The organism is Pseudarthrobacter sp. MDT1-56 (assembly GCF_059383555.1).
Map to the genome: position 1 here is coordinate 53,711 of NZ_JBWZCK010000012.1, position 11,808 is coordinate 65,518.

At 69.4% G+C, this 11,808-nt stretch carries 11 protein-coding genes; 6 read left to right on the top strand and 5 right to left on the bottom strand.

The genetic code is table 11. The features are described from left to right. Nucleotides 1–11: 11 nt before the first annotated feature. On the top strand, nt 12–662 hold the full coding sequence (locus AC50YC_RS16455; protein ID WP_494954373.1) for an MBL fold metallo-hydrolase: 651 nt from the start codon (nt 12–14) through the stop codon (nt 660–662). 97 nt (nt 663–759) lie between these two features. Here AC50YC_RS16455 and AC50YC_RS16460 read toward each other — a convergent pair whose 3' ends face one another. After that, nucleotides 760–2,682 carry a DEAD/DEAH box helicase gene (locus AC50YC_RS16460; RefSeq protein ID WP_494954374.1) on the bottom strand — a complete coding sequence of 641 codons (1,923 nt, stop codon included), beginning with the start codon at nt 2,680–2,682 and terminating at the stop codon, nt 760–762. Between the two features lie 321 nt (nt 2,683–3,003). Then, nucleotides 3,004–3,375, bottom strand: a complete 372-nt coding sequence (locus AC50YC_RS16465; protein ID WP_494954375.1) for a hypothetical protein — start codon at nt 3,373–3,375, stop codon at nt 3,004–3,006. 215 nt (nt 3,376–3,590) lie between these two features. On the opposite strand from AC50YC_RS16465, the gene AC50YC_RS16470 reads away from it, so the two are divergent. Then, the gene (locus AC50YC_RS16470; protein WP_494954376.1) at nt 3,591–4,256 is read left to right on the top strand and encodes an SAM-dependent methyltransferase; all 666 of its coding nucleotides are present in this window, start codon (nt 3,591–3,593) and stop codon (nt 4,254–4,256) included. 26 nt (nt 4,257–4,282) lie between these two features. Here AC50YC_RS16470 and AC50YC_RS16475 read toward each other — a convergent pair whose 3' ends face one another. Further along, entirely contained in the window at nt 4,283–5,692 is a 1,410-nt protein-coding gene (locus AC50YC_RS16475; protein ID WP_494954377.1) for an MFS transporter, read from the bottom strand. Between the two features lie 295 nt (nt 5,693–5,987). Between AC50YC_RS16475 and AC50YC_RS16480 the strand changes: the two genes are divergently transcribed. Both AC50YC_RS16480 and AC50YC_RS16485 read left to right on the top strand, forming a co-directional pair. Next, complete coding sequence (locus AC50YC_RS16480) at nt 5,988–7,424, top strand: hypothetical protein (RefSeq protein ID WP_494954378.1); 1,437 nt, start codon at nt 5,988–5,990, stop codon at nt 7,422–7,424. A gap of 154 nt (nt 7,425–7,578) precedes the next feature. Next, nucleotides 7,579–7,791: a hypothetical protein gene (locus AC50YC_RS16485; RefSeq protein WP_494954379.1), complete on the top strand. Its 213-nt coding sequence runs from the start codon at nt 7,579–7,581 to the stop codon at nt 7,789–7,791. A 51-nt stretch (nt 7,792–7,842) separates the two neighbouring features. Here the strand turns inward: AC50YC_RS16485 and AC50YC_RS16490 are convergent, their stop codons facing one another. Further along, on the bottom strand, nt 7,843–9,150 hold the full coding sequence (locus tag AC50YC_RS16490; protein ID WP_494954380.1) for an MFS transporter: 1,308 nt from the start codon (nt 9,148–9,150) through the stop codon (nt 7,843–7,845). A gap of 55 nt (nt 9,151–9,205) precedes the next feature. After that, nucleotides 9,206–9,814 carry a class I SAM-dependent methyltransferase gene (locus AC50YC_RS16495; protein WP_494954381.1) on the bottom strand — a complete coding sequence of 203 codons (609 nt, stop codon included), beginning with the start codon at nt 9,812–9,814 and terminating at the stop codon, nt 9,206–9,208. Nucleotides 9,815–9,900: 86 nt separating this feature from the next. On the opposite strand from AC50YC_RS16495, the gene trmB reads away from it, so the two are divergent. Both trmB and AC50YC_RS16505 read left to right on the top strand, forming a co-directional pair. After that, a complete protein-coding gene (gene trmB, locus AC50YC_RS16500; RefSeq protein WP_494954382.1) occupies nt 9,901–10,824 on the top strand; it encodes a tRNA (guanosine(46)-N7)-methyltransferase TrmB in 924 nt (307 codons plus the stop codon). Between the two features lie 91 nt (nt 10,825–10,915). Next, nucleotides 10,916–11,791 carry a DUF1206 domain-containing protein gene (locus AC50YC_RS16505; protein WP_494954383.1) on the top strand — a complete coding sequence of 292 codons (876 nt, stop codon included), beginning with the start codon at nt 10,916–10,918 and terminating at the stop codon, nt 11,789–11,791. The last annotated feature ends 17 nt before the right edge of the window (nt 11,792–11,808 follow it).

Genomic DNA, 11,808 nt, shown 5'->3' on the forward strand with positions numbered 1-11,808 from the left:
GACTGAAGCCCATGGACTCGCTTATTCACTCATTACGTGACATCACCATCCGCCGCATTTCGGTCAGCGAGATGGACAACAACGTGTATCTGCTCACCAGCAAAGCCTCCGGTGCGCAGCTCCTGATCGATGCGGCCGATGATCTGGCCGCCATCCAGGGGCTGCTTGCCGCCGCCGCCGCGGATACCTCCGCGACACCGAAGCTGGCGCTGGTTGCCACCACCCACCAGCACTGGGACCACGTGCGTGCGCTGCCGGCCCTGGTGGCGGCCACCGGGGTGAAGACAGCGGCCGGGACGGATGACGCCCCGGAGCTACCGGTGCCGGTGGATGTGCTGCTGGATCACGGGGACGTCGGCAACTTCGACGGCTTCGACGTGACGGCAGTGCACCTGCGCGGCCACACCCCGGGGTCGGTCGCGCTCGTGTACCAGGACCCGGAGGGCCCGGCGCACATTTTCTCCGGCGACTCCCTGTTCCCGGGAGGCGTGGGCAACACCCAGAACGATCCGGAGCGGTTCGCCCAGCTGCTCAGCGATGTCAGCGAGCGGCTGTTCGGGGCCTATCCGGATGACACCGTGGTGCATCCGGGCCACGGGCAGCCCACCACCCTGGGTGCGGAACGCCCGCACCTGGAGGAGTGGCGCGCCCGCGGCTGGTAGCTTTTTGCTGCGCTTTCAGACTTGCGCTGCGCTTTCGGACGGACGCTGCGGGAATCCCCGTAGCGTCCGTCCGTTTGTGTAGCGGAAAACCGAAACCTTAGCGGCTGCGGCGTTCGTTCGACGCCGGAGCGGTCGCGCGGCGGGGGCCGCCGCTGCGTGCCGGACGGCCTTCGCCGGAGCGGCCGTTGCCGCCGCCTGCGTAGGATCCGCCCGAGGTTCCGCCGGTGTTGGAGGACCAAACTGCCGCATTGCCACCGGCGCTGGCTCCGGTCTTGCTTCCAGCGGGCTTGGCGCCGGCAGCTGCACGCTGGCCGGTTGCCGGGCGTCCGCCGCGCTGGCCGCCGGTGGCGCCGCCCGTGCGGGGGGCCCCGCCACGCGGTGCGCCGCTGCGGGGTGCGCCGCTGCGGGGAGCCGAAGCGCCCCGGGCGTCGCTGCGTCCCTCTGCGGCGCGGCCGTCAGAACCGCGGCCTGCCGAGGCGCGGCCGCCTGCGGCCGGAACATCGTTGCGGTGAGTGCCATATGAGGTGGAGCGGCTGCGGACGCTGCGGCGCTCAGCGCGCTCGGCATCCAACCGGTCCTCATTGCGCTCGATGACACGCTCTGCGGCGTTGCGCGCGGCGGCCTGGCCTTCGTAGGCCACGGCACGGCGCTCGGCGCGGGGAAGATCGGTGCGGGGAGCCTCGGCTCCGACGCGTCCGCGTCCGCCACGGCCGCCCCGGCCACCCGCAGTGGGTGCAGCCTGGGTGGTACGGCGGGCGCGCTTGCGCTCGGCGTTGGCACCGGTGGAGCTGCCGCCGCCCTGGTTGGACTTGGCGGCCAGCAGTGCGGCGCGGGTGCGCGGATCGATCTTGTCGGCCATTTCGCCGACCAGTTCAGCAACCAGCGGGGAGTTGGCGGTGACGCGTTCGAAGTTGACCTCGACGCCGGCAGCCTTCATGAGCTTCTTGACGTCGGACTGCTGCTCGGGCAGGGTCAGCGTGACCACGGTGCCGTCGGAACCGGCGCGGGCGGTACGGCCCGAGCGGTGCAGGTAAGCCTTGTGCTCCGTGGGCGGATCCACGTGGATGACCAGCTCGACGTCGTCGACGTGGACACCGCGGGCGGCGACGTCGGTGGCGACCAGGACGCGGACCTCACCGGAGGAGAACTCGGCCAGGTTGCGGTCACGGGCGTTCTGCGAAAGGTTGCCGTGCAGGTCGACGGCGGGGATGCCGGCGTCGGTCAGGGTCTTCGCGAGCTTGCGGGCGTGGTGCTTGGTGCGAAGGAAGAGCACCCGGCGGCCGGCACCCGAGGCGAGTTCGACGATCAGCTGCTTCTTGACGGTCTGGTCGTTGACGACGAGCACGTGGTGTTCCATGGTGGTCACCGCGGCCTGTGATTCGTCCACGGCGTGGGTCAGCGGGTTGGACAGGTAGCGCTGGACGATCTTGTCCACACCGTTGTCCAGGGTGGCGGAGAACAGCATGCGCTGGCCCTGGCTGGGGGTCATGTCCATGAGCTTCTTGACCACCGGGAGGAAACCGAGGTCGGCCATGTGGTCGGCCTCGTCCAGGACGGTGATCTCGACACCTTCGAGGGTCAGGACGCGCTGGCGGATGAGGTCCTCCAGGCGGCCCGGGCAGGCGATGACGATGTCGACGCCGGCGCGCAGCGCCTTTTCCTGGCGGGCCTGGGAGATGCCGCCGTAGATCACCGTGGTGTTCAGGCCCATGGCCTTGGCCATCGGCTCGATGGTGGCGTTGAGCTGGGTGGCCAGCTCGCGGGTCGGGGCGAGGACCAGGCCCATCGGGCGGCCGGGCTTGCGGAAGTGCTTGGCTTCCCGCTCAGCGAGTCGTGCTACAAGCGGGATGGCGAAGGCAATGGTCTTGCCGGAGCCGGTGCGGCCGCGGCCCAGGACGTCGCGTCCGGCCAGGGTGTCCGGCAGGGTCTTGACCTGGATGGGGAACGGTTCAACGATCCCCTGGGCGGTGAGGGTGTCGGCGAGGGCCTTGGGCGTGCCGAGGGCAGCGAAAGTAGTCATATGTTTCAAAGGTCTTTCAGGCGGTATCCATGCGGATATCGGCCCCCGGTGCCGGTTGGCCCAGGGGTTCGCCGAAGAAAAGTCAGGTGATCAACCGGCCAGCTGCCAGTTAGGGCGGCGGCCGGGACCAAATAGAACGCGTTCATCGACGCAGGATGTGCCTCTCACATGAAAAAGTCCCACTCCCTGAGGGAATCCGAAAGGAATCCGCAGGGGAACCGGTTGATGAACCGGACCGATCATTCAAGACCAAAGTGGGCATCACTGCACATCAAGTTTCTTCAGTCTATCATCCGGCGGGCCCAAGGCCGCTTTCCGGACTCAGGGCACCAGGCTGGGCGCTTGAAACAGCGGGACGTGCGACGCCGGCCCCGCGGATGCCGGAGCCGCCGAACCGTGCGGGGACGCCGACCCTCGCGTCGCCTGGGAACGGTCCATGGCCGCGGAACCGCAGGCCGCTGCCGGGCCCTGCCTGGTTGCCGGGACCGCGACCCGCCGGATCACCAGTACCTCGGCGTCGATCAGCCTCCGCATGCCGGTCCGCTCGTCCAGGATCCAAAAGAGGTCGGTGGCCGCCACAGTCCGGATTACCTCGCCCCGGTGGAAGAGTTTGCCGTTATGCCATGCCTCAATCTTGTCCCCCACCGACAACTCCTCACACGATAGAACCTGCTCCGCTACCTCAACAGTCATGGCCTGCTCCTTCCCCAGATCCGGATCCACCCCAGCGTCATTCCGATCTCCGGCTCCAGCCTCCACCACCGAGGTTTCGGGGGCGTTTCCGGACGGTGATCTTCGTGTGTCAATTTTCGGGTGCCGCTGTTTTGCCGGTGTCGCCCGGAGCCGTCCCCTGCCATGATGTGGGAAACGGCCCCACAACCCGACACCCCAGACCGGCGAGGACAACGATGACGGATCACCAGCACCCCGAGCACGACAGCACTGTCAGTGCGGCCCAAGTGTGGGACGAGAAGTACCGCAGCCGGGCGAAAATTTGGAGCGGCGAACCGAATCCGCAGCTGATCGCCGAGGCTGCGCCCCTTCCTCCCGCGACGGCCCTTGACCTGGGCTGCGGCGAGGGCGCGGACGCCATCTGGCTCGCCAGCCGCGGCTGGAAAGTCACCGCCGTCGACGTCTCCGCCGTGGCCCTGGAGCGGGCCGAAGCGCACGCGCAGGAACGCGGCCAGGGTGGGAACATCACCTGGGTGCGGCAGGATCTCGCGACCTGGGTGCCCGGGGAGCTCTTCGACCTGGTCACCGCCCAGTTCCTGCACTCCACCGTGATGCCCTGGCAGCAGGCCCTGCAGCTGGCCGCCGCGGCCGTGCGGACCGGCGGCACACTGCTGATCGTGGGCCACCACCCCGACGGACTGCCGCCGTGGGGGCAGCACCATGACCATGCGCAGGAGAGGTTCTATACCGCCGAGCAGCTGGCCCACGAGCTGGGAATCGGGGAGCCGGAGTGGCGGATTGACGTTATGGACACCCGGCACCGCAGCGCCACCGGGCCCGACGGCGAGGCTGCCGCGCTGACGGACGCCGTGCTGCGCGCTACCCGCCTCGCCGCCCGCTGAGGCCGGAGCCGGCAGCCGGCACCTATCTATCGGGGCCCGGCGACCCGCGCGGCGACGAACACCCCGGCGACGCCGATCGCCGCCGTCAGGGCGAAGACCCCGCCGAAGGACGCCGCCGTCGTCGGGAACGCGGCAAAGATGATGCCCGTGGTGGCGAGGGACAGCGCCCCGCCGAGCGAGTCGGAAATGGACATCGCCGAACTGTTGAAGCCCTCGTCTTGCTTGCTGGACAGGGCCAGGGTCATCACGCTCAGGCGCGAATACATCAGCCCCATGCCGCCCCCGGCGAACACCCAGGCGGTGATCGCGACGGCGGCCGGCCAGTTGAGGACCGTGGTCACCAGCACCAGGACGACGGCGCCGAGAACGAGGGCCGCACCGATTCGGACCGCGCGGCGGTGATCGAGGCGCGCCCCGAGCCGGCCCTGGACCGCCGAGCCTGCGGCCCAGGAGACGGCTCCGCCCGTGAGCGCGAGTCCCGCGAAGGTGGGCGAGAAGTCGTAGCGTTCCACCAGCAGGTAGGGCAGGTACACCTCGGCGCCGAAGAACGCGGCAGAGGCCAGGCCGCGGGTGAGGATGACGCTGGGGAGGCCGCGGCGGGCGGTCAGGGTTCCCCGCGGCACCAGCGGGCGGACGGCGATGAGGGCCACGGCGACGGCCGCGACGGCCACGATCCCGCCGGCCACCGGAAGCCTGGCGGAGAGGTTCAGGCCGAGTACGGCGAGCGCCGCGAGCGCGGCCCAGGCCAGCCTGCCGGAGCCGGAGGACGTCCGCGGCGCCGGAGTGGACAGGTCCCCCGGTGCGGCGGGTTCCCGTGGTCCGTCGTCGGGTGTGCCGTGCAGACCGCGCAGGGCCGGCACCACCATCAGCAGGGCCGGCACCACGAGCCCCACCACGCCGAGGAACACCCAGTGCCAACTGACCAGCTGCGCCACCAGGCCGGCGGCGAACGGACCCACCAGCGAGGGAATCACCCAGGCCGCGGAAAAAGCGGCGAAGATCTTCGGGTGCAGCACGGGCGGATAGACCCGGGCGATCACCACATACAGCGCCACCGTCATCGCCCCGCCGCCCAGGCCCTGGACCAGCCGGCCGGCCACTAGCGCAGGCATGGTCGCCGCCGTGCCGGCGATCAGCAGGCCCAGCACAAACAGCGCCACGGATGCGTACAGCGGCCCCACCGGGCCGCGCCGGTCCGACCAGTTGCCGGCAGCCACCATACCGATGACGCCGGTGGCGAGCGGGCCTGCGAACGCCAGGGCATAAAGGGCGGCACCGTCCAGCTCCCGGCTGACCAGCGGCATGATCGTGGTCACCGCCAGCGATTCGAACGCGACCAGGAACACGAGGGCACAGGCGCCCAGCGTCACCAGCAGATAGTCGCGGTGGAAGATGCCGGCTGAATCCAGGCTCGGGGCGGGGGCGGAACGGGGCAAGGTCGTGGCCTGATCGATAGGGAGGGACGGAACCTCAACCTGGGTCGAGGTCAAGGCCGGCCGCCGCGCGGAGCTACATGGCGGAGCCGGGATGTTGGCTAAAAGGGAAGCATGCCACAGCTTGCGGGCGGGGCGCACCACCGCCGTCGTCGACTTTGCAGCGACGGCCGTTTTTATCGATGACGGGGCGCACGCAGGGCAGATCCGGCGGCACCTTCAATGTCAGGTCAAAGTGCCCTACTTGGGACTTCCACCTGAAACGTAGCGTGTGGCTTACAAGTAAAAGGGGCCTGCGATGTCCGCTCGGTCAGTTGAGGCAGCTGGAATCTTCCGGGCAGCGCCGGCGGCGAGGGACAGGCGGCGGCTTGCCTGCGTCGTCATCGCCCTGCTGGCCCTCGGTGGATGTTCGTCCGGTCCCTCGGCGGGCGGGCCGACGACGGCGGCTGGGTCGACGTCGTCCAGTTCCGCCCCACCGGCGGGCACTCCGGACAAGGTCTACACGGACCAGGAGCTTATGGCGATCATCAACGCCGTGGCCCAGAACCGGCAGGTGCACGGTGGGGCAATGGACTCCCAGCGCCTGCGCAGCGGAGTGGCCGCGGGCGCCGCCCCCCTCCCGACAACAGAGACGACGCCCGGTGAGTGCGTGGTCTTCGCGCCCCGGAGCCCGTTCGCCGTCTGGGCTGACAAGAGCGTGAACATGGCGGAGGGCGGGATCCCGATCGCGGCTCAGTCGGGGCCGACGACGACCATCACCCTCACGATCCGGAGCGCTGAGAAGGACGCGATCTCCCGGGCCGACTTCAACTACACGGATGACCTGGCTATCCGCTGCGGCCAGTTCGATCTCGCCTACACGGAGTCCGGCAGAACCTCGACGCACGCGGTCCAGCTCCTCAGCGCCCCGCCTGCCGGGGAGAAGAGGTTCGCCTGGATGCAGAACACCAAGCCCCGTCAGCCCGGGGACTTCGGCTCGGCCGGGCTCCGGGTGCTGGCGGGCACGTTGTCCGTCAGCCTGACCCTTTCCGTCGCCGAACTGAATTCCGAGGCCGATGCCCGGCCGGCCCTCGATTCCATGGCCGGCCTGGCCCAGGAGATCATCGACCAGGCTGTGCAGCACCCTCCCTCCGTCGCTGCGGCCCCGCCGAACTCCCGCACCCCTGATGATCTCGTGGCCCTGCTCAACGGCATCACGGGACCGAACGGGAACACGGTGGAAATGCCGAGCGCCACCGTCATTGGCTCGGAGCGGCCCGGCGTGGATCCCGGCACTCCGTCGCAGGGACCCCAGGCTCCATGCACCTACAGTGAATTTCCCTCGTTCCTGCCGGGCTCGACGGTCGGCCAGGGACAGATCCAGGGTTCCAACAAAATGGACTCCATCAATCTCACGGTGGCGAGCATGCCGACGACGGCGACGCAGCCGTACCCGTTCGACGCCGTTGCCGCTACTCTTCGGGACTGCGCGACGATCCAGGAGGGCATGGGCGGCAGCACGCGCCCATGGTCGGACCTCAAGCGCCCGAGCGTGGACATCGCCGCGGACTCGAGTTACGCCGTCGCCTACCAGCTCTCCGATGGGAGCGGCGAGCGGCACGTGATGGTCGGAGCCCGGAAGGGAACACTGACCGTTGAGGCCAACGTGATCAAGTTCTCGGATGCCGAGGTGCAGTCCGGCGCCGACGGGCTCGCAGCCATGATCGGCCAGATCTTCGCCAGGGCCGGCCTGTAGATGAGACGTCACCGGTGGCCGGCCGGCGCCGCCGTGGCTCTTATGGTCCTCGCGGGCTGCACCCCGGCACCCGGCGGCCCGTCGGCGTCGTCCGCACCCGGCAGCGCAACCCCCGGCACTGCAACACCGCCCGCCGCGGTGCCCGGGGAAGTCTATGAAGCTCGACGCCGATGCCAGCCACGGCTTCCGCTACCAGGATTCGGAGGGATCCGACCGCTTTTTTATCCGCCTCGGAGCACGGAGGGGAACGCTTTCCGTGGAGGTAGCCACAATGGGCTATCGGCCGCTCTCAGCAGGCGACATTCAGGCCGCTGCCGACGCGGCCACCATCGTCATCGCCCAGGTCTTCGCGAAGGCCGGTCTATAGGGGCCACTCCCGAAGTGCCCCTGGCGCGCGGCACACCGCCGCCGCGACCCGTCAGTCACCGATGAAGCGGTTCCGCCCGGCGCGGTAGCCGAACACCGCAGCCAGCGATCCGACCACCAGGAAGAGGATCCCCGCCGCCGTGAAGGAACCCGTGGCCTGGTGCAGTTGGCCGACCATCAGGGTGCCGGTGGAGCCCACCCCGTAGCCGACGCCCTGCATCATCCCGGACAGGTGCGCGGCGGTGTGGCCGTCCCGGGTGCGGACCATGATCATGGTCAGCGCGACGGCGGTCAGGCTGCCCTGGCCCAGGCCCAGCAGCCCGGTCCACAACCAAATCAGCTCGAGCGGGCCGAAGATGCTCAGCGCGAAGCCGCCGCCGGTCATGAGCGCCACCACGGTGTTGATCGCGCGCTGGTCCCGGAACCTGGTGGCGAGCGCCGGGGCGAACAGGGACCCCAGCATCTGCAGTAGGATCGAGACGGAGACGATCACCCCGGCCGTGCCGCCGTCCACCCCGCGTTCGCGCAGGATCGGGGCCAGCCAGGCGAAAACGCTGAAGGACATCATCGCCTGCAGCACCATGAAGATGGTCACCTGCCAGGCAACCGCCGATCGCCAGACATTCACTCCGCCGTGCGCCATCTGGTGCCGGCCGTGGCGCTGCCGGATGGCCAGCGGCAGGAAGAGCAGCAGCACGACGCCGGCGGGCAGCGCCCAGAACCGCAGCGCCGCGGTCCACTCCCCCGTCGCGCTGAAGACCGGGTAGGTGATGCCCGCGCCGAGGGCGGCGGAGGCGCAGATCGCGGTGGTATAGAGGCCGCCCATCAGGCCGAGCCGGTGCGGGAAGTCACGCTTCACCAGTCCGGGCAGCAGCACGTTGCAAAGCGAGATCGCGGCACCGCAGGCCGCCGTCCCGGCCAGCAGGGCAGGAAGGTGCCCGGCGTCCCCGGCGCTAAGGGGCCGCAGCAGCAGTCCGGCAGTGAGCACCGCCATCGCGCCCAGCAGCACCCGCTCGGCCCCGAAACGGCGGGCGAGCACGGGAGCGAGCGGGGCGAACACCCCGAGCAGCGTGACCGGGACCGTGGTGAGGACGACGACGGCCCAGCCCGGCAGCCCGGCGTCGGCCGTCACTTCGGGCAGGACCGCGGAGAAGCTGGAGAAGACGGTGCGGAGGTTCAGCCCGATCAGGACCAGGCACACGCCCAGGTAGGCCAGAGCGCGGCGGCTGCCGACCCGGGTGGGCTCAGCCGCGGGGACGTCGTCGATTTCGGCGTCCACCAGCAGGGCCGGGCCGTCCACGACCTCGATGCCGCTGGGGGTGGAGTCCTGGGAGCTTTTCGGTATGGTCACGGACCCCATTCTGGCAGGCCCCGTGCCGGCGGCGGTGCCAGCGTCGCCGCTGTCGACGGTCCCGTCAGCCCCGGCTCAGGATCAGGTAGCGTTCGTCGCTGATTTCCTTTCCCCACAGCGCCGGGTCTGTCAGCGGCACGACGTCGGCGTGGTGGCGGTGCCGAAGCACCAGTTCACGGCATTCCGCCGAGGGTATGCCTGCACCGGTGCCCCACAGCCCTTCCACGAGCAGCATTGTCCCTGGCTCCCGCAACAGCCTTGTCCAACGACCCAGGGCGGCATCCGGATCAGGGAGCGCCCAGAGGACGTGGCGGGCCAGCACAACATCGCAGCTCGCCGGAGGGTACAGCGGTTCCGAGGCATCACCCTGCAGGAACTCCGCGGCCGCGGGCAACCCGGCGACGGCGGCCTCGGCGGCCTTGGCCCGGGCCGCTTCCACCATCCGGCCGGACAGGTCCAGGCCCCGGACGCGATGGTTTGCCTCCGCCAGCAGCACGGACAGGCTGCCGGTCCCGCAGCCCAGATCAGCGACTTCGCTGCCGGCCAGGGGAATAAGTGGCAGAATCAGCTCCGCCCAGGCCTGGCGGACCCCGGGATCGAGCAGCCCGTGGTCTGCTTCGCGGTCAAAATCCGCGGCCTGCCCGTCCCAGTAGTCGCGTGTTGCGTCAATCATGCGGACAGTCTGCCACGTACCCCCGACAGGGGACGCTGCCCCCAGCCCGCCCGGGCGGAGGCCGGGACTCCTCTATTCTGGAAGGGATGAGTGAATCCCCAGAATCCCCCGAAACGCCGCAGCCATCGCGCCCGGTGACCCCCGGCACCCAGGCTTCCTTCGGCACCTATGGAGGCCGTCCGGTCAGCTTTGTGCGCCGCGGAACCCGTCTGCAGGGCCGCCGGCAGGTTGCCTGGGAGGAACATTCTGACCGGTGGGCCGTCGAGGTTCCCCGCCACATCGCCAACACCTCCGTGCACCCGGACTACGTCTTCGACGCCGAAGCCGAATTCGGCCGCACAGCCCCGCTGATCGTGGAGATCGGTTCCGGGCTTGGCGACGCCGTGTGCCACGCCGCGGAGGAGAATCCGGACAAGGACTTTCTCGCCGTCGAGGTCTACACCCCGGGGCTGGCCAACACGCTGATCAAGATCAACAGCCGCGGCCTGAGCAATGTCCGCGTGGTGGAGGCGAACGCCCCCGAGGTGCTCGCCACCATGCTGCCGGCCGGTTCCGTGACGGAACTGTGGGTGTTCTTCCCGGACCCGTGGCACAAGTCTCGCCATCACAAGCGCCGCCTGATCCAGCCGGCCTTCGCGGAACTCGCAGCCCGGGCCCTCAAACCGGGCGGGCTCTGGCGCATCGCGACGGACTGGTCCAACTATGCCGTGCACGTGCGCGAGGTCCTGGCCGGCTCCGCCGACTTCGAGAACCTGCACGACGGCGAGCGCAGCGGCGCCGAGAGCCCTCTCACCCAGGTGTGGGAATCCGGCGTCGAGTCCCTCGTGGGCGGGGCCCCCGTCAAGGAGGGCCGCGCGCCCGTGAGCACCGAACACACCGGCCCCAACGAGGGCACCGACGAGACGGGCGGCTGGGCGCCGCGGTTCGACGGCCGGATCCTGACGAGTTTCGAGAACAAAGCGCACGACGCCGGCCGGCTCATCTTCGACCTCAGCTACCGGCGCCGCTAGGCCAACAGCTCATGTGAACCGCCGTCGCGGATGCTGACCGCAAGCGGTGCTGTTCCCGGCGGGCTCGGCGTGGCACGATTACGTCAGAGGCATGATCCGGGCGGAACAGCGGTCCGGCGGAAGCACCGAGTCAGTTGAAGGATCCATCATCAAAAGAGAACTGAAGGACGTCGCTGACGCGGCCGAGGACATCACTAATTCGCGGACGCTGGAGCTTGTGGCGCGGGCCGGATTCGCCGTCAGCGGCATCCTGCATCTGCTGATCGGGCTGGTCGCGATCCGGCTTTCCATGGGCGGCGAGGGCGATGCAGACGTCAGTGGCGCCGTCGAGCAGCTCGCTCAACAACCGGCCGGGCCGGTGCTGCTCTGGAGTTCTCTTGCGGCATGTGTGGCCCTCGCCCTGTGGCAGACCAGCGATGCCATCTTCGACTTTGAGCACCTTCCGACGAAGAAAAAGGCCGCGAAGAAGGCCAAGGCCGCTCTCCAGGCCGTGGTCTACGCCGGGCTCGCGGTGACCCTGGCATCCTTCGCAACCGGCGCAGGCAAAGACCACAGCAGCTCCACGAGCGACCTCACTATCGCTGTGATGAAGGCCCCCGGCGGCTACCTGCTCCTGCTCGCCGTCGGCGCGGGGATCGCCATCGCCGGAATCGTCTACGCCATCCGGGGCTTCCGGCAGTCCTTCGCCAAGCACCTCCGGCTTCCCGCCTCGGCGAAGGCCCGGACGGCCGTGACCGTCCTCGGCGTCGTCGGCTACGCCGCCAAGGGCATCGCCCTGCTGCTGGCCGGCCTGCTGATCATCATTGCCACCATCAAGGTGCACCCAGAGGAGTCAACCGGGCTCGACGGCGGGTTGAAGGGCCTGCGCGACCAGCCCTTCGGCATGTACATGCTGGCCGCCGTGGGCATTGGCCTGATCTGTTACGGCATCTTCATGATGGTGCGGGCAAAACTCGCCAAGATGTAGCTGCCCGACCCTCCCAT